Raw genomic sequence first — 18,809 nt, forward strand, 5'->3', positions numbered from 1 at the left:
ATTCGGAAACTTGTCCTTCGGATTTGTTCTCCTTTCGGAAGCTTCGAGCTCTATTCGTTATTGTGTGGCTGGCTTTTGTTCTCTTTTTCCTCTCTTTTGTTGCGCTCGACTTCTGATTCGGAAGCTTGCTCCATGGACTTGTTCACTTCGGCTTTGATTTGTTATTTTGTCTCTTGTCATGACCATTTTCCAATAAAAAAGGAGAGAGCTGTCATTAAAAGCCCTGCTTTTGTGACACCCTCTCTGCAAAGGTTCTAGTAACTATTAGATTTATCAGTGTGTGGCTCCATAAACATAAACAAAGGGTTTGTCCATATCAGAGCGATTGACTACTACAGCTTCCGGTTGACCTGTCGTATCGCTAATATTGATTTGAATAGGGACTTCAAAAGGATTGTTGCTCTGCAACAGGCCAGAAATATAGTTAGTGAATGAGACAATTTCCGTTTCATCAAAGAAGTTAATATTGATATTCATCGTTAGATTTTGTAGCTTATTTCCCTTGATGAACCCTTGACCAATGACATCGGTATAGTTAGGGAAATAGCTTTTTATTTTGTCCTTAAATTTATCAAACTTATCATAGTAATCCTTGTATTTACTTTCCGCCTCATTTGATGGAAAGAGTACATTATCCTCGCCCGTATTCTTCCATTTGCTGATGGAGCGCGCCGAGCCATCCGCCGTTCCAACAGCGTAAAAATGCCCAGGAGCATCATATCCGGGAGCTGCTTCGAGATATAAGGCGACAAATACAGGGACATTCTCTAGACCCTTGACCTGGCGAATGCGCTGCAAGACTTTATTAGCATAGCTCTTGCCCTTTTGCATTTGTTCCGTTTTATTTAAGGTCACATCCACAGGGTAGGTTTTCCCTGTCTTTTTGTAATAAATACTCTGGTTGTAGACAGAATTCATAGAAACAGCTAATGAAACCCCGCTTAACTTACCATTCTTCGTCAGGTAATCCTGCTCTAAAACGTAGCTCAGTTCTTTAGGCTCATCGGTTGCACGCTTTCCGATATCGCTCCCTTTTCCATAAGGCGGATTTAACCCTTGTTTATCGACGCCTGGAAGATCAGAGGATTCTCCCTTTACAAGCTTACGCGCTAACATTTCATCGATCAAATCTGTACTGATATAGCGCCCACTTTGGAAATAATATTTTCCGGGGTCAAACACACTTTTAGAAAGGCGCATCAATCCCATTTCCATCTCATTAATATCTAAACGATTATTGACACCATACGTAATATAACCGCGCGAAGGGCTTGTCTTATCTGAATGCCAAATCTGATAATCCTTTTCATTATCCTGAGGCACAATGGTGATTTTTTCATCATTACCCTTTTTTGTGTTTTTTAACGTATGCTGCTTGTCATCCTTAGACCACGGCATCGTACACGCAGTTGTTCCAATCAAGACAAACAACAGGCACAATCCTAAAACCACTCGTTTCAAAACTGTCAACTCCTCATTTACACCACTTGGCTGATGCACTCACTGACTTAGACTTATAAGTAATCTTGTGCGAGCATCGGCAAGTTTAGAGCGAAAGTCAAAGCTTTCGAATCTTATCGCTAACCATCGATACCCAACTTCCCCAAAGAACATTTTACCATTATCATTTTTTTATGCTATAGGAAGTGATTCCCTATTCGTTAACAGCGACTTCCTCTAACGCTGCCATAAATTGTGCCTCATCCCAAACTTCAATATTCAGGCTTTGCGCCTTTTCAAGCTTCGAGCCTGCGTCTTCCCCCGCAATGACCAAATCTGTCTTTTTACTCACACTCGAGGTGACCTTACCACCGAGTGCTTCAATTTTCGCCTTGGCATCAGGCCGGGAAAGCTGCTCCATTTTACCGGTTAATACAATTGTCTTATTAGCAAACGGTGAATCCGCAACATCCTCCTGACGAACGATAGGACCTGTATAGGTCATGTTCACGCCGTAGGATTTTAATTCATCAATTAACACAAGGAAATCTTCATTTTGGAAAAAGGTGACGATAGAGTCGGCCATTTTCTCACCGATCTCATCAACCGCTAATAGCTCATCCTTCGATGCATTCATGAGCGTATCGATATCACGAAAAGCTTCTGCCAATGTGCGCGCTGCCTTTGCTCCAACAAAGCGGATACCGAGACCAAAGAGCAGCTTTTCCAGCGAATTTTGCTTTGAGGCTTCGATCGCCTCTAGCAAATTCATTGAAGACTTTTCCCCCATGCGTTCCATATTGATCAAGTCATCAAAAGTGAGCTGATAGAGATCAGCAACATCCTCAATCAATTTTTTCTCAAAGAGTTGAGTAATCACCTTTTCTCCTAATCCATCAATGTTCATGGCATTTCTGGAGACAAAGTGGATGAGTCCCTCACGAATCTGTGCTGGACACTTAGGATTGATGCAGCGCAAAGCGACTTCCCCTTCTAGACGAACCAAATCACTGCCACATTCTGGACATTGCTCGGGCATGTAAAAAGGCGTTTCCTTCCCAGTCCGTTGCTCAGTTAAGACATTGACGACCTCAGGGATGATGTCTCCTGCCTTTTTGATCACAACATGATCTCCGATGCGAATATCCTTTTCACGGATGAGATCCTCGTTATGGAGAGAGGCCCTCTGGACGGTTGTCCCAGCCACTGAAACCGGGGCAAGAACAGCTGTAGGGGTAATCACACCCGTGCGCCCCACATTTAACTCAATATCTTCAAGTGTTGTCACAACTTCCTCAGCGGGAAATTTATAGGCAATCGCCCATCTCGGACTTTTCGCGGTAAAGCCAAGTGCCCTCTGCTGATCAAGCGCATCGACTTTAATGACAATCCCATCAATATCATAGGTTAAGTCAGGACGCTTTTCCGTCCAGTACTCAATAAATGCGATGATTTCCTCTATGGAGCTGCATTGGCGCCATTCTGGGTTGGTCTTTAGCCCAATGGATTGCAGCCACTCCAATCCTTCACTATGCCTTTCTATCGGCTTATCATGGCTATTAGCAATCTGATAAAGGAAGACATCTAGGTTACGCTCTGCGGCAATTTTTGGATCTAATTGTCTTAAAGAACCTGCTGCGGCATTACGTGGATTGGCAAAGAGAGCCAGTCCCATTTCTTCGCGATGCTTATTAAGACGTTCAAAAGAACGCCTTGGCATATAAGCTTCCCCCCGGACCTCCAAATCAATTGGTTCAGCTAATTTCAGAGGAATCGAACGAATCGTCTTCAAATTTTGTGTGATATCCTCACCTGTTGTCCCATCACCCCGAGTGGCTCCGAGAACAAATTGACCCTGTTCATAGTTAAGGGATACCGCCAAACCATCGATCTTTAATTCACAAACATAGGTTACTTGGTCGCCAACAACCTGTCGCACACGCCGGTCGAAGTCACGGATATCCTGTTCATTAAAGGCGTTCCCAAGGCTCATCATTGGCGTCCTATGTGTCACCTTATTAAAGGCCTCAAGAGGGGCTGCTGCGATTCTCTGTGTAGGTGAATCCGGCGTGATAAGCTCTGGGTGCTCCGTCTCAATAGCTATGAGCTCATTCATCAGGCGATCGTATTCTGAATCTGGGACACTTGGACGGTCTAACACATAATATTCATACCCATATTTATTTAATTGCTCGCGCAGAGCATCAACACGCTTAATAAGCTCTTGATCCAATACAAGCCCTCCTTTTCGCTGCTCGTCTTAATATACCCCATTCTTCACCACACGACGAGATGTTATAATTTATCGATGGGAGCAAAGCTGGCAAGCAGGCGCTTAATCCCTGTTGGATTCGGAAAGGCAATGTCTAGCTCCATAGAATCCCCTTCCCCTTTAATACTTACCACAGTGCCTTCTCCCCACTTTTTATGACTCACACGATCTCCAACAGCCCAATGGCCTTCACTATTCACATTTTTTTTCGGTATCATAGGGCGCCTTTGTATGGGAGCTGCCGATGATGCAGTGGATTGAAAGGAAACGGTAGACCTTGAAGCTGTTCCTCCACCCCAGCCAAAGGAGCGCTCATTCTCTTCTCTTTCAATGAGTTCTTCAGGAATTTCACCGATAAAGCGTGACTCTGGATTGGTATTCATGTGTCCAAACAGTGTCCGCATTTGAGCATTGGTAATGTACAGGCGCTGCTCTGCACGGGTAATCCCTACGTAAGCTAAGCGTCTTTCCTCTTCCATTTCCTCTTCTTCCATGAGTGAACGACTATGTGGGAAGACCCCTTCCTCAAGACCAGCAAGAAAGACGATAGGAAATTCCAATCCTTTAGCAGCATGAAGCGTCATCAAGGTGACACCTTCTCCCTGCTGAGTATCCTCTTCTTCCAATCCCATATCACTGTCCAAAGCCAACTCACTAAGAAAAGCGATCAAAGATTTGTCCTCATTATTTTTTTCAAAATCTTGTGTGACAGATAAAAATTCATCGAGGTTTTCTAAACGACTCTGGGACTCTAGCGTTTTCTCCTCTTTAAGCGCCTCACGATAGCCTGACTTATCCAGCACCTCTTCAACCAAATCCGTCACCGATAAATAATCGAGCATATGTGACCAGTTGATGATTTGATCAGCAAATTCCACAAGTGCTTTGGCTGCCCTCTTTGGAACAGTCGTTTGCTCAATTTCTTGAATCGCTTGGATGAGGGACAAGTCCTCTTGTAGCGCATAGTCTGCCAGCTTATCTAACGATGCTGCCCCAATCCCTCTCTTAGGTACATTCACTACCCTAGCAAAGCTGATATCATCATCAGGATTGGCAATCAAACGCAAGTAAGCAAGTAAATCCTTAATTTCCTTACGCTCATAGAATTTAATGCCTCCCACCATTCGATAAGGAATATTGGCCTTGACAAGCATTTCTTCCACGACACGTGATTGGGCGTTTGTCCGATAGAGCACGGCAATATCATCAAAGTTAAAACCATCCTTGGTCAACTCACTGATCTTTCCCGCAATAAATCGACCTTCATCATGTTCATTATTTGCACGATAATAATGAATGGGATGGCCTTCTGTGTTATTTGTCCAAAGATTTTTGGGCCTGCGGCTATAGTTATTTGCAATCACACGGTTAGCTGCTTCCAGAATTTTTTTCGTCGACCGATAGTTTTGCTCGAGTAGAATGACTTCAGCGTCAGGATAGTCCTTCTCAAAGGATAAAATATTTTTAATATCCGCTCCACGCCATTTATAAATCGATTGATCAGAATCACCGACAACACATAGATTGCGAAAACGCTCAGCCAACAGCTTAACAAGCGTATACTGTGCTTTGTTCGTATCCTGATACTCATCGACGTGAATATATTGAAATTTCTTCTGATAAAAGCTCAAGGATTCTGGGACACGCTTAAAAAGATGAATCGTCGTCATAATCAAATCATCAAAATCAAGAGAATGGTTTTTCAACAGACGCTTCTCATATTCAACGTAAACGTCACGCACAACCTCTTCATATGGACCATTAGCCATTTGACCGTAATCCTTTGCCGTTTGCAGCTCATTTTTTGCCGAGCTGATCGTTCCAAGAATGGCTCTAGGGCTAAATTTCTTAGGATCGATATTCTTTTCCTTTAAAATTTGTTTAATCACCGAGACCTGATCGGTGGTATCCAATATCGAAAAATTACGGTTGATCCCAATCCGATCGGCATCACGGCGCAAAATACGTACACACATTGAGTGAAACGTTGATACCCAAATATCCTCTGCAAGTGGACCCGTTAAGCCTGTCAAGCGCTCCTTCATCTCTTTAGCGGCCTTATTTGTAAAAGTAATTGCTAACACATTCCAAGGAGCGATTTCCTTCTCAATTAACAAATAAGCAATCCGATGCGTCAGGACACGCGTTTTCCCACTTCCTGCACCAGCCATAAGTAACAAAGGGCCCTTCGTATGTTGAACGGCTTTTTTCTGCTGAGGGTTCAATCCCTGAAAGAGGTTGTCCACTAAATCTTGCATCTTTTTTCACTCCTATTTTTACTGTTTCGCTTTATGCATCACTTTTTTAACTGCTTTAACGGTCTTCAATGCGGTCTTCAAATCCTGATAAATGACGTTCCCCACAATCACAGTATCTGCGGCTCGCGCCATTTCCTCTGCTTTCGCGACGGAATCAATCCCACCTCCGTAGAAAAGCTGGGCACACGTCAGTGTCTTTTTCACCGCCTGAACCATCTCCAGTTCACCGTAGATCCCACTATACTCAAGATAAAAAACAGGAAAATGAAACATGCGTTCAGCCATCATTGCATAAGCTGTCACATCTTCAGAATCAAGCGCCGTATCAGCCCCTGTCAAGCTGGCGACCTTTGAAGCAGGATTGAGAACACAATACCCTTCCATCACTACCTCATCCCAATTTAAGGTTTTTCCAAATTCCTTGATTGCCTCATGATGCATCCCAACAATCCAATCTGGGTGATCGGCGTTCAAGACGGTTGGAATAAAGTAGTAGTCAAAGCCAGGGGTTACGGCATCAATAGCCGAAATTTCCAAAGCACAATCCACCGCATATTGGCGAATTCTACTCAATAGCTGCAAGGTATTATCAAGCGTGACACCATCCGTCCCGCCAACAATCACTGCATCCGTTCCAGATTCGCAGAGTTGTTCTAACGCATCGTCATCTATTTTTTTATTCGGATCTAGCTTAAATACATGGCGCCAGGCCTTATATTCATTCACAATTCGTTCCTCCTAAAACTAAAAGACACAGAGTGTAGGTTTACGTTAGACAGTTTTTTAAATCACTAACATAGAAATCACCTGTCTAACTACAATGGGGTTCAAAAAAGGAAGGAGTGAAGGAGAAAAGTTTCCTCATGTTTCGCGCTCTATATACGACTTTTGAAAAAACGCATTGAGCTTTTTAATGACCCAACACTCTTAAGCACCTCCGCAAGACTCTAGCTGGATTATACCATATCCACCTTCAACGACATAGGGCTGACAAAGAATTGAAACATAAGGATTTATTTATATATTCTATAAGAAAAACCGGGCGAAAAGCGTATGCCCGGTCCTTGCTTGGTATAGAGCATCATGAAATATGAAAGAGGCTTCAGTGCCTGGTCAAGTGGAATGGAGCGCAAGGCGCGAGACTCGGAACATTCTAAAATTGTTTGTTCCTCGAGCGCCGCTAACTCATGATGCGATACTAGAGTCCTGCGGGCGGCTTGGAATGGAAACGTGCACGATCTACTCCATTAACACCTAAAATTTTAGACTTTCATTATTTGAGAAAACTTGACCTCTCACCAAGCTTTAATGACGAAAGCCAAAGCCCGAACTTATAAGGTCTTCCGAAAAGTAATGCTTCTTGCGTAAAAAAACAGCCTATATAGAGGCTGTTTTTTAATCATAAATGCTGAAGAACGCTTAACACATCATCAATATCCTGATCAGAAATATCATAGTGGGTGATCAGACGAACAAGGGTTGGGCCAAAGGCATTTGCTAAGACGCCCTTATCCTTTAACTGAGCAACGAACTCATGGGCAGTGATCCCCTTTTTCTCCACATCTACTAACAATATATTGGTTTCTACTTGATTAGCTAGCTGCAAATCTTCAATATTAGCAATACCTATCGCTAGTTTCTCTGCCCTTTTATGATCCTCTGCGAGCCGTTCTACATGTTGCGTTAAAGCAATCAGTCCCGGGGCTGCTAGAATGCCCACCTGACGCAGTCCACCCCCTAAACGCTTGCGCCATTTGCGTGCCTTCTTAATGAAGGCATGACTTCCTGCAATGATCGAACCCACAGGAGCCCCTAACCCTTTGGATAAACAAATTTGCACGGTATCCGTGTACTGAGTGAAGTCCTGAACGGCATGCCCTGATGCTACCACCGCATTGAACAAACGGGCACCATCTAAATGCACAGGAATATGTGCCCCATTTGCAATTGCATAGATTTGCGCCATGTTTTCAACAGGAATAATGGCTCCACCCGCGCGATTATGGGTATTTTCCAAACAAATCAGCCCTGTTTCAGGAACATGAATATCATCATCGCGAATCGCTGCAACTACATCACTTGGTTGTAGGGCTCCACGAATGCCCTTCAATGTTCGAGGCTGAACGCCCGCAAACGCGGAAATCGCCGCGCCTTCATAATAAAAAATATGTGCCTCTTTCTCTAATATAATTTCATTACCTAAGGCACAATGGGATAATACTGCAATCTGATTCCCTTGTGTGCCACTTGTGACAAACAATGCCTCTTCTTTCCCTAAAAGCTCTGCTGCCGTTTCTTCAAGCTTTCTAACCGTTGGGTCCTCACCGTAAACATCATCACCCACCTCAGCTTCATAGGCTGCACGACGCATGGCTTCCGTTGGCTTTGTTACTGTATCACTTCGTAAATCAATCATCGGTTTACTCCTCCTCATCTCTTCTCTATTAAAAAGATCTCATGCTATGAGCGCTGTTCGTCGGCATATAAGAGCATTTCATTTACTTATCGGATGGATCATTGACCGAGCTACTCCTTAACATTATAACTAAATAGCCTCCATTTAGGAAAAATTCAGTTTAATAGTCTAACATACATCTACATCTGTCCTAATGCTCCCTGAGACACGTCTTATAAGAAGCAATTGTTTCCTCCTGTAATAACTTAAAACGATAGTTAAAAAGAGGGTGAGACAAAACGAAAAGAAATCACTCGATTACCGAACGATAAGTAGCCAGGGAAACGGGAAGCGTAGTCAAAATACGGAGACTCCTGCGGGAACGTGACCAGCGTTACTTCACGAATAACGACGCATTGTCCCGAGGAAGTTGACGATAAAGCAAGTCTAGTAAACGCAGGAACAGGGGCTTCTTAGCCTAAGTCTCTTACATTTTCAATGCACTTCGGCTAAGTGTGTCAGATCCTTCAAGGACCTTCGACTAAAAGCATCACATCCATGTGACGACGCCGAAGCTAGCATCTCAGGCCCCCTCCAAAAAGTAAAGAACACTTTTCGGGGACCCGATGATGCGTCGAAACCCAAAGCTAGCGCCTCCTGCGTGCCTCTAGGCCGTGACCGTGGAAAGCGAAGTGTTTTGATGGAGCACTTCATGACTCACTCAAAAATCCGAACGCATCCCTTCAAAATGGTGAATACGTTCGGATTCTCTATGAGCTGAAAACCTCTGCCCCAGCCCTTTTACAGAAATATAGGAAAACTTTTCTTGCTATTCTACAGATATACACCTATTATTGTGAAAGATGAATTCCAAATTGATGGGCTACTTTGTTAATAAATTCATCATCGGTGAGTGCTTCGCGTTCTTTCAGGAGATCAGAACCACTCTGATATCTTAACCGATTGGAAGGGTCAGTAGCTGCTTCATAAATCACATCGGCAGTGAATTCTGGTGAAGAGATCTTATTGGGATCAAATAAGGTTTCATACACTGAGCCAACCTTAGATTCAAATTCACTGTAATCTAGCAAATTTTCATTCTCAAGGAAATCCATGGACTTACCTGCGAATTCCGTTTTTGTCGGTCCTGGTTCCACAATCTTCACCCGAATATTAAGTGGTGCCAGCTCGTAAAGAAGTGCCTCTGTGAACCCGTTCACAGCAAATTTCGTGGCATGGTAAAGCGAAAACAAAGGATAGGTTATTCTTCCTCCCTCAGAAGTAATGTTAATAATGAGACCCTGGCGATTCTTTCTGAAGTGAGGCAAAATGGCTTTCGTTACCCACATCAGTCCAAAAACATTGACATTAAATTGTCTTTGTATTTGTTCTTCTGTTGCAGATTCAAAGAGACCAAATGCACCATACCCCGCATTATTGATAACAACATCAATATTCCCAAATGTTGAGATTCCTTGTTCAATTGCACTGTCGATCGATGCTTTGCTTTCTACATCAAGAGAAGTGACCAAAATGTTTTTGCCTTTAGTAAGCTCGGTTTCCTTTTCAGGAGAGCGCATAGTTGCAACGACATTCCATCCCTTACGCGCAAAATATAAGGCTGTGGTTCTTCCGATTCCTTTTGACGCACCCGTAATCAATACAGTTTTCATTACGCTCTCTCCTATTCTTCTTCTAAAGAGTATAGTTCTATTTTGTGATTGATGACCTCTGTGTAACTCATTAATTGTTCAATTTGAGCCTTGATTCGCCTATTTTGTTGTCGAAGTAACCTTATGCGCTCCTGTTTTGTTTCTTCTCCTTGAATGACGAGCTGCGCGAATTGTTTCATCTCAGCAATCCCCATCCCTGTCTGTCTAAGACAGCGGGCGAATTTAATCCACTCAATATCATCCGTGTCATAAATGCGTATCCCCTTTTCATTACGTTTTACAGGGGGAAGAATCCCTTCCTTTTCATAATAACGAAGGGTGTGAATGGACACGCCTGTTTCCTTGGAAAGCTGACTAATTTGCAAACGCATAAATAGCCCACCTACTTATCTTTTCCATGAACTTTTTTCTCCTCTCTTGTTAATTAAATCCTAACAGCTAGAGCGCACTCTATGTCAAGGCGTTCAGTTAAATCCATTCAAAAAGGTTATAAATCACATCCTGAAATACCTTCACAACGTTTCTCACGACAAGAAAAAAGTTAGAAAACTTCGGCTTATACTTGTTCACTTCGTCAAGCGCCTTTGCCCCGCCATTCTAGGCGCCTCATCACAGGAGTCGACGTCCAAATGTTTCAGTTTTTAAAGCGCAAAAAAAATGGGGTCCTAAATTCAGGGTCCCCATTCGTTGCTTCTCACCAGCTATTCCTTATGAGCTTTGATGCGTTCATAGGTCATTTGATAGCCATCATTTCCATAATTAATACAGCGTTTGACACGCGAGATCGTTGCGGCACTGGCTCCCGAGCCCTCTTCGATTTGGTGATACTTAAAGCCGTCGAGGAGCATTCGTGCCACTTGATAGCGCTGTGCAATAGTCTGAATTTCTCCCATCGTGCAAAGGTCATCAAAAAAGCGGTAGCACTCTTCACGGTCCTTAAGAGATAAAATAGCTTCGAAAAGCTGGTCTAATGAATCCCCTCGTAATTTATCAATTTGCACTATTATTACTCCCCTTCTGTTAAGCTAACATTTTTCTCTAAACTAGGTTCCACGATATTGACCCAAGTTTGCCCCGGAATAAATGGAACCTCTTCCCCATCCTTATAAGGTAAAATTCGGCCATTCACATTCTTCCACTCCAGCTTTTGCAGTTTGCCATGTTGAAGTAAATAAGCTTTTCCACCTTTGTCCAGATCAATAACTCGTCGATAATCTTTATTATTATAAAAAGAGTGATCAGCACTGACGATAAACACATTTGCTGCTGTTAAAGGCGCTTTGGACTCACGGTCTTTGGCTTGCTCGCCATTAATATGACGATAATAAAGGCCATCCTCCGCATGATAAACATAACTCACAACGTTATCCTTCGCATACGTAATCGTTGCTGTGTTCACAGCTTGCCCTTTGAGATGCTTGATAGCCTTCTTTGTCATAAAAGATAAAGGCCGGACATCTTCAGTAAGTGCATATCCCTTTGCCTTCGCCCCCTTAATGGCATTCGCATAGGGAATGTAGGAGTTATGCGGCGCCTTCCTGAATGACGCCCGCTGAAACCATGTCCCATCATGATACAGCCCTTGAATATAATCAGTATCCCCTGTAGTCAACATTTTTTTTGCCTGCGGGCTCCAGCCATGAGCAATATAAATGGCGTCATAGCCTTGTGCTAGATTGATGAAATAAGGACGAGCACTGCGCACAGGCCCAATGACATCAGGCTTTTGACTCTGGAAAATCGCTAAAAAGCGTGTGATCCGCCCTTCCGTTAATGCCTCATAAACAATGTCAGCCTTATGAAGGCCAGATTGTGGCCGCGCTAAGGCATGATTATTAACCATCACCGCAAGCACACGGCGATTAATCTCGTCCTTCCCTGCCGGTAGCCCTGTGAGTGGATAAACCTTTACAGGCTCCTTGGAAACGGGGACAGCCTTTTGCTCCTGCATGGATTCTGTGCGATCCTTTTCCTGTGTTCCTGTACAGCCAACAAGTAGAAGCGTAAGCCCTAGTAATAGCAGCACGCTCGCCAGTGTTTTTTTCATCCTCCGTATCACCCTCCTATGAGACAGTTAATTGTTCAACTGGATGAATGACTCGGTTTCTCATAACGTCCACCAAACCAAGCTGTGTGATTCTAATATAAGGTAAATGTGTTGATGAGAAGAATAACAGACTATAAATAGGATCTGCAAATACATAGCCCTTTTCCCGTAAATAAGTTGTGAAGTGTTGTTCCTCTTCAGCGAGCACTTCCATCGGCTGTTCCGATAGCCAACCTCTTATTGGGAGCTTCAATTCCGCCTGGCAAGATGCCTCCTCAACTAGAACAATGCCCCCTTTAATTTCTTTCAGTCGCCTAAAGGCTTCCACAATAGAGGCCTTCTTTCGACCAATAAGAAGGAGGTCGCCCGTCGAGGAAAAACTGCTGGCAAACCCATCCATTTTCGCAAAGCCTTTAACAAAGGTACTCACCTTCCACTTTCCTTGAACATCAATAAGTGTGAGATAAGCTAAGTCTTCAGGAAGCTGATCCTCAGCGGGTAGCGTCTCAAGCTCTAACGGTTGTGTAATGACCGCATTCGTCATGTCTATCCCAATGGTTGTCTTGGGAGTCAGCATCTCTTCCGTTAGCTCCCACCCGATAGCCAAGGCCCCTAGTTCTTTCTTAAAATCTATTGGAGATGCCGGGTAATATGTATGATGTTGCTTTTTCACCCATTCACCTTTTGCTAAAACAGATACCGGTTTTGGGTTCTCTTTTGATTCTAGGATATTGATATGAGCGATTCGTCCAGGTGCGATTGAGCCAACCAAGTGCTGTAAACCATAATGGATGGCAATGTTATGTGAAGCCATAAGATAGGCCTCAATTGCCGGCACACCCTGTTCTAAGGCAATTTCAATGGTGCGATCCATAAGGCCCTGCTGATAAAAATACGGAGTCGAACCGTCTGTTGTCATATATAGAGGGTGATAATTCTCCACCCCTTTTTCTAACAACCCTTTTAAAATAACAGGTAAATCCGGCCGGATCGATGAGTAGCGAAGCGACGTCGTCATACCAATGTTAAGGCGTGTCCATGCTTCCTCTGCCGTCATTGCTTCATGGTCACAATCCACACCTAAAAGCTGCATTTGAATCAACGTTCTCTCAGATGCTCCAGGCAAATGCCCTTCAATCCTTTTGCCGTGCCGTTTTGTCATTTGCATCCATTCCAAAAGCTGATCATCACCATGCAAAACTTGCGGCCAGCTTGTTAATTCCCCTCCTTGAATCACATTGGGATGCTCAAGCCATCTTCTTATTCTGTCCTCAGAGTAGGGCGACGCCTGCAGCTTCGTTTGTGCATCATAGCGACACCACCAAAAAAAGCTCGTTGGTGTTTCATTTAACCGCTCAATGATGTCGAAAGAGTGTTCATCTGACAATAACATATAAAAGATCAAGTTATCGCTGACAAAAGTTGTAGTCCCTCCTGTTGCACCAAAGGCTGCCAATGTGGATGGATTATAAAGCTGAAAGGGATGCGCATGAGGCTCTATATAACCAGGGACTAAGTAGTCTCCACTACAATCAATCAATTCAACCTGATCAAGATCTCTCGGAAGCCTGTCCCCCACATAAATAATGCGATCCTGATATATCCATATATTTCCTTGTTCCCATCTTTTTGTATGCGCATTCAAAATAATTCCCTTACTCAATACTTTTGTCGGTTGTCGGTGACCTTTGGCAACTGCCGCCTGTTCTCTCAGTTGTGATTTACTCCAAGGCTGATAAAAAGCCAACTCCATCGCCTCACTTTTAATGATTGACACCTTTTTATCATACATTAAAGAAGTAATTTACGAAAGTATAAGGTCAGATATCCTGACAGGAGGATTTAGAAAATTTAGCATTTAATGACATACAATCCAAGGCGACACAAAAACTACCACATAGAAAATTAGTATGCGTATTTAAACCGGTTTTTATTCCTCATTCTCCAAATTTATGGGACAAAAAGAAAACCAGACCAATGCCTGGCTATTAAGGGAATTTATTCGCAATTTAGAAGGGGGCTTTTTAAAATTCGAGCCGCTTTTGTTAACTTGTCTCTGTCTTTTGTTACGCTCTCACCCTGATTCGGAAACTTGACCCCCGGATTTGCTCCCTATTTGTTAACTTCGGATTTTATTTGTTATCTTGGGCTGGCTTTTGTTAAACTGGGCGCCGCTTTTGTTTCATTGAAACCGGCTTTTGTTAATTAGCCTCTACCTTTTGTTCCGCTCACACACTGATTCGGAAACTCGCAGCCTTACTCAATTTCTAATAGCGAAAACACACACGGAGCTTTTAACGTCCGTGTGTGTTTTCGCTTAATAAGGCACGATGCCCGATATCCGTCCGATAAAAGGTGTTAGCATTGGTTCGTTTTTCAATAGCGCTTCTGGCTTGTTGAACAGCCTCTGATAAAGTTGGAGCTAAACAGGTCGCGAGCAGCACGCGGCCACCATCAGTCACCCATTGGCCGTCCTTCAACTTTGTACCGGCATGGAAGATGAGGGCTTGGTCTTCTGCAAGCTCGGGATCAATGATCTCTGATCCCTTTTCATAATCTCCCGGATAGCCTTTTGAAGCGAGAACAAAACCGCATGCAGCTTCTTCCGACCATGTCAGCTCTGGCACTTCCCCTTGTACCAGTGACCAAAAGACCGCAAAGAGATCGGATGTTAGTCTTGGCAAGACCACTTGTGTTTCTGGATCACCAAAGCGACAGTTAAATTCAATCACTTTAGGTCCTGCACTCGTCCATATCAACCCTGCATAAAGTATGCCCTGGAAAGGTTTCCCTTCCTTTTGCATTGCCTTGACCGTCGGCACCATGATGCGTTCCATGGCAATATCCAGTGCATTTTCAGGAAGCTGTGGAACGGGAGAATAGGCCCCCATGCCCCCCGTATTTGGACCCTTATCTCCTTCAAAGGCCCGCTTATGGTCCTGCGAAAGGACCATCGGATAGACGTTTTCACCATCTACAAACGCCATCAATGAGAATTCTTCTCCTGTTAAGTATTCCTCAATCACAACAGAAGCTCCCGCCGAACCAAACCGGTGATCATTTAAAGCGTCAGCTAATGCCTGGAGTGCCTCCTTTTCCGTCAACGCAACGGTAACGCCTTTCCCAGCAGCAAGTCCATCCGCTTTAATGACAATAGGTGTACCCATTTGTTGAACATAAGCCACCGCTCTGTCATAATCGGTGAACACGTCATAGGCTGCTGTTGGAATAGCATACTTGCCCATCAGATCCTTGGCAAAGGCTTTGCTGCCTTCCAACATCGCTGCCTCTTGTGAAGGACCGAAAATGGTCAAGCCTGCTTGCTTAAAGCGATTGACAATACCATCAACAAGTGGCTGTTCCGGACCTACTATTGTTAAATCAATCGCATTCGTTTTTACAAAGTTGATCAGCCCTTCAAAGTCCGCTTCGTCAATTGGAACGCGTGTTGCCACCCGATTCATACCATCATTTCCTGGGGCAATAAAGACTTCGTTGACCTGTGCACTTTGTTTGAGCTTCCAAGCGATGGCATGCTCACGGCCCCCTTTACCGACAACAAGAACCTTCATCCGTTCACCCTCCTAGTGTTTAAAATGACGCACGCCTGTAAAGACCATCGCAATGCCATATTCATCAGCCTTATCAATGGAATCCTGGTCTTTAATGGAGCCACCGGGTTGAATAATTGCTGTGACACCGGCTTTAGCCGCTGCCTCTACGGTATCGTTCATTGGAAAGAAAGCATCAGAGGCTAATACTGAGCCGTTTGCCTTATCACCGGCTTGTTCAATCGCAATCTTAGCCGCACCGACGCGATTCATTTGGCCAGCACCCACGCCAATGGTGCAATCATCCTTCGCTAGCACTATCGCATTCGATTTGACATGCTTCACAGCCTTCCAGCCTAACTCAAGAGCTTTCATTTCCGCTTCTGTTGGCTTGCGCTTAGTTGGATAAGTTAGCTCAGCATCCTTAAGACCAAGTTGATCGGCATCTTGGATTAAAAGCCCTCCACGCACAGAGGTTAATTGCCTGTTTTGTGCGGGCGTATCATCAAAAGCAACCGTCAATAAACGAATATTTTTCTTTTTGGATAACAGTTCAAAAGCTTCAGGTGTATACGAGGGGGCAATAATAATTTCAAGGAAAATCTGACACAGATGCTCGGCTGTTTCTGCATCGATTTCTCGGTTAGCAGCAATAATGCCTCCAAAGATCGACACAGGATCCGCTTCATAGGCTTTGAGATAAGCCGCCTCAACGGTTTCTCCAATGCCTATCCCACAAGGATTCATATGCTTTAAGGCAACAATTGCTGGCTTGTCAAACTCTTTAACAATGGCAAGTGCTGCATCGGCATCACGGATGTTATTATAGGAAAGCTCTTTGCCGTGGAGCTGTTTAGCACCCGCAATGGAGGAGGCATCCTGAAAAGGCTCTTCGTAAAAGGCTGCCGCTTGATGTGGATTTTCCCCATAGCGTAGCTCCTGTCTTTTCTCAAAAGTGACTGTGTACGTCTCTGGAAAAACGTCACCGGTTTGCTTTGTTAGATAATCAGCAATCAGGGCATCGTAGGCTGCTGTATGACGAAATACCTTTGCTGCAAGCGCTTGGCGCAGTTCAAAATCGGTCTCACCCTTTGTTCGTAGTGCTTCAACGACCCTGTCATAATCGGCAGCGTCGCATACAACGGTGACCGATGCGTGATTCTTTGCCGCAGCTCTGAGCATTGACGGACCACCAATATCGATATTTTCTATAGCATCGGCATAGGTCACATCAGGGTTAGAAATCGTCTTTTTAAAAGGATAGAGATTGACCGCTACGAGATCGATCGGCTCAATGCCTTGCTCCTCGATCTGTTGAAGATGGCTTGGCTTTGAGCGATCGGCTAAAAAACCACCATGCAATGCAGGATGCAACGTTTTAACACGCCCTTCCAAGATTTCAGGAAAGCCCGTTACTTCTGAAACCGAGACGACAGGCAGCCCTGCTTCTTCAATGGCTCTCTTTGTGCCTCCCGTTGACAAAATCTCATAGTCTAGCTCAATTAAAGATTTAACAAACGGAATTAATCCTTCTTTATCAAAGACGCTTATCAATGCGCGTTTTGTCATTGCCACTCACTCCTCATTTAATAATTGCATCAGTACACTTGGATAAAGGACATGTTCAATTGAATGAATACGCTCAGCCAAACGATCAGCTGTATCTCCTGGCTGAATAGCGACAGACTCCTGTGCAATAATCGGTCCAGTGTCCATCCCGTCATCGACATAATGAATGGTGACACCGGTGACCTTTACCCCTGCCGCTATGGCTTGTTCAATGGCATGCAGTCCTGGAAATGCAGGTAAAAGAGAGGGATGGATATTAATGATGCGTCCCCCATAAGCCCCCAATAAAGTTGAACCAATCAAACGCATATAACCCGCCAACGCAATAAAATCAACCCCATGTTTTTCCATTTCCGTGAGCACTGCCTGTTCATAGCCTGCTTTATTTTCATAGTCTTTGGGCCGCGTGACAAATGTGGGAACCCCTAGGTTTTCTGCTTTACTGATAACAGCGGCTTTCGGCTGATCACAAACTAGCAAAGCCAGCTCAGCTTTAAGCTTTCCTGACTGGACAGCTTCAGCAATGGCTTGAAAGTTACTCCCCGTTCCCGAGGCAAAGATAGCTAAATGTTTCATAAGCGCACGCCGCTTCCTTCTACAACATCACCGATCACATAGGCGCGTTCTCCTTGTGTCTCAAAAAAAGCGAGCAGCTCTTGCTCTTCTGCCTTGGTCGCCGCAACAACCATCCCAATCCCCATGTTAAAAGTGGCATAGAGATCTTCTTGTGTCAGCTTTCCATGCGCTTGTAAAAAAGGAAAAATTTCTGGAATTGGCCAGCTTCCCGATCGTATCACCGCACCTAACCCATTGGGGAGCATCCGCGGGATATTTTCATAGAAGCCCCCACCCGTAATATGGGCCAGCCCATGAATTGAAAAACGTTGTAACGACGCAAGGATGGACTTAACATAAATACGCGTGGGCTTGAGCACCTCTTCCTTTAACAATGTATCCGTTTCTCCAAACGAGCGATTCGGATCTAACTGCTTATCCGCAATAATTTTCCGGACAAGCGAATAGCCATTGCTATGGATACCGTTAGAAGCGAGGCCGATTAACACATCCCCCTCAGCGATCGCTTTACCGGTCAGCTGCTCACTTTTTTCCACGGCCCCGACGGCGAAGCCAGCGATATCATATTCTGTCGGTGTGTACATACCGGGCATTTCGGCCGTTTCACCACCAACAAGTGCACACCCCGCCTGTTCACAGCCATCGGCCACCCCTTTAACGATCTGCTCAATTTTATCGGGATCCAGCTCACCGCAGGCAATATAGTCTAAGAAATAGAGCGGCGCTGCCCCTTGAGTCACAATATCATTCACACACATTGCCACAACATCAATACCGATCGTATCATGCTTATCAAAGGCCTGGGCGAGCATCAGCTTCGTTCCCACGCCATCGGTTCCCGAAATCAAGACAGGCTGCTGCATCTTGAGAGCAGACAGATCAAAGGCGGCCCCAAAGGAACCAATCCCTCCCAAAACTCCTGGCCGAAGGGTTCGAGCGGCATGCCCTTTTATCTTTTCAACGGCTGAATATCCAGCTTCAATATTCACCCCAGATTGTTTATATGCTTCTGCCATGAATGCCCCTCC

At 44.4% G+C, this 18,809-nt stretch carries 14 protein-coding genes; all 14 read right to left on the reverse strand.

Annotated elements, in window-relative coordinates:
- Window positions 1-273: 273 nt before the first annotated feature.
- Window positions 274-1,452 (reverse strand): CamS family sex pheromone protein, encoded by a 1,179-nt coding sequence (locus IEW82_RS06290; RefSeq protein ID WP_229672396.1) that lies wholly within the window; start codon window positions 1,450-1,452, stop codon window positions 274-276.
- 202 nt (window positions 1,453-1,654) lie between these two features.
- Complete coding sequence (gene ligA / locus IEW82_RS06295) at window positions 1,655-3,673, reverse strand: NAD-dependent DNA ligase LigA (protein ID WP_188690906.1); 2,019 nt, start codon at window positions 3,671-3,673, stop codon at window positions 1,655-1,657.
- 62 nt (window positions 3,674-3,735) lie between these two features.
- The gene (gene pcrA, locus IEW82_RS06300) at window positions 3,736-5,970 is read right to left on the reverse strand and encodes a DNA helicase PcrA (protein WP_188690909.1); all 2,235 of its coding nucleotides are present in this window, start codon (window positions 5,968-5,970) and stop codon (window positions 3,736-3,738) included.
- Window positions 5,971-5,988: 18 nt separating this feature from the next.
- The gene (gene pcrB / locus IEW82_RS06305) at window positions 5,989-6,696 is read right to left on the reverse strand and encodes a heptaprenylglyceryl phosphate synthase (RefSeq protein WP_188690912.1); all 708 of its coding nucleotides are present in this window, start codon (window positions 6,694-6,696) and stop codon (window positions 5,989-5,991) included.
- A gap of 673 nt (window positions 6,697-7,369) precedes the next feature.
- The gene (ltaE, locus tag IEW82_RS06310; RefSeq protein ID WP_188690915.1) at window positions 7,370-8,386 is read right to left on the reverse strand and encodes a low-specificity L-threonine aldolase; all 1,017 of its coding nucleotides are present in this window, start codon (window positions 8,384-8,386) and stop codon (window positions 7,370-7,372) included.
- A gap of 830 nt (window positions 8,387-9,216) precedes the next feature.
- Window positions 9,217-10,038 carry an SDR family oxidoreductase gene (locus tag IEW82_RS06315; RefSeq protein ID WP_188690920.1) on the reverse strand — a complete coding sequence of 274 codons (822 nt, stop codon included), beginning with the start codon at window positions 10,036-10,038 and terminating at the stop codon, window positions 9,217-9,219.
- 11 nt (window positions 10,039-10,049) lie between these two features.
- Window positions 10,050-10,409 carry a MerR family transcriptional regulator gene (locus IEW82_RS06320; RefSeq protein ID WP_188690922.1) on the reverse strand — a complete coding sequence of 120 codons (360 nt, stop codon included), beginning with the start codon at window positions 10,407-10,409 and terminating at the stop codon, window positions 10,050-10,052.
- 330 nt (window positions 10,410-10,739) lie between these two features.
- Entirely contained in the window at window positions 10,740-11,039 is a 300-nt protein-coding gene (locus IEW82_RS06325) for a YerC/YecD family TrpR-related protein (RefSeq protein WP_188690926.1), read from the reverse strand.
- Window positions 11,040-11,044: 5 nt separating this feature from the next.
- Window positions 11,045-12,085, reverse strand: coding sequence for a DUF3048 domain-containing protein (locus IEW82_RS06330; RefSeq protein ID WP_188690929.1), 1,041 nt, complete (start codon window positions 12,083-12,085; stop codon window positions 11,045-11,047).
- A 16-nt stretch (window positions 12,086-12,101) separates the two neighbouring features.
- A complete protein-coding gene (locus IEW82_RS06335) occupies window positions 12,102-13,838 on the reverse strand; it encodes an adenine deaminase C-terminal domain-containing protein (RefSeq protein ID WP_188691122.1) in 1,737 nt (578 codons plus the stop codon).
- A 541-nt stretch (window positions 13,839-14,379) separates the two neighbouring features.
- Window positions 14,380-15,657, reverse strand: coding sequence for a phosphoribosylamine--glycine ligase (gene purD, locus IEW82_RS06340; protein WP_188690933.1), 1,278 nt, complete (start codon window positions 15,655-15,657; stop codon window positions 14,380-14,382).
- Window positions 15,658-15,669: 12 nt separating this feature from the next.
- Window positions 15,670-17,205 carry a bifunctional phosphoribosylaminoimidazolecarboxamide formyltransferase/IMP cyclohydrolase gene (gene purH / locus IEW82_RS06345; protein ID WP_188690936.1) on the reverse strand — a complete coding sequence of 512 codons (1,536 nt, stop codon included), beginning with the start codon at window positions 17,203-17,205 and terminating at the stop codon, window positions 15,670-15,672.
- A gap of 6 nt (window positions 17,206-17,211) precedes the next feature.
- Window positions 17,212-17,781: a phosphoribosylglycinamide formyltransferase gene (gene purN, locus IEW82_RS06350; protein WP_188690939.1), complete on the reverse strand. Its 570-nt coding sequence runs from the start codon at window positions 17,779-17,781 to the stop codon at window positions 17,212-17,214.
- Window positions 17,778-18,797 (reverse strand): phosphoribosylformylglycinamidine cyclo-ligase, encoded by a 1,020-nt coding sequence (purM, locus tag IEW82_RS06355; RefSeq protein ID WP_188690941.1) that lies wholly within the window; start codon window positions 18,795-18,797, stop codon window positions 17,778-17,780. The genes purN and purM overlap by 4 nt, the downstream gene beginning before the upstream one ends.
- Window positions 18,798-18,809 lie beyond the last annotated feature (12 nt).

It is taken from the genome of Pullulanibacillus camelliae, assembly GCF_014642655.1.
GTDB lineage: Bacteria > Bacillota > Bacilli > Bacillales > Sporolactobacillaceae > Pullulanibacillus > Pullulanibacillus camelliae.

Coding starts and splice junctions, on each gene's coding strand:
- pcrA (WP_188690909.1), bottom strand. CDS start 5,970: ATGCAAGATTTAGTGGACAACCTCTTTCAGGGATTGAACCCTCAGCAG.
- ltaE (WP_188690915.1), bottom strand. CDS start 8,386: ATGATTGATTTACGAAGTGATACAGTAACAAAGCCAACGGAAGCCATG.
- IEW82_RS06315 (WP_188690920.1), bottom strand. CDS start 10,038: ATGAAAACTGTATTGATTACGGGTGCGTCAAAAGGAATCGGAAGAACC.
- IEW82_RS06320 (WP_188690922.1), bottom strand. CDS start 10,409: ATGCGTTTGCAAATTAGTCAGCTTTCCAAGGAAACAGGCGTGTCCATT.
- IEW82_RS06330 (WP_188690929.1), bottom strand. CDS start 12,085: ATGAAAAAAACACTGGCGAGCGTGCTGCTATTACTAGGGCTTACGCTT.
- IEW82_RS06335 (WP_188691122.1), bottom strand. CDS start 13,838: ATGGAGTTGGCTTTTTATCAGCCTTGGAGTAAATCACAACTGAGAGAA.
- purD (WP_188690933.1), bottom strand. CDS start 15,657: ATGAAGGTTCTTGTTGTCGGTAAAGGGGGCCGTGAGCATGCCATCGCT.
- purH (WP_188690936.1), bottom strand. CDS start 17,205: ATGACAAAACGCGCATTGATAAGCGTCTTTGATAAAGAAGGATTAATT.
- purN (WP_188690939.1), bottom strand. CDS start 17,781: ATGAAACATTTAGCTATCTTTGCCTCGGGAACGGGGAGTAACTTTCAA.
- purM (WP_188690941.1), bottom strand. CDS start 18,797: ATGGCAGAAGCATATAAACAATCTGGGGTGAATATTGAAGCTGGATAT.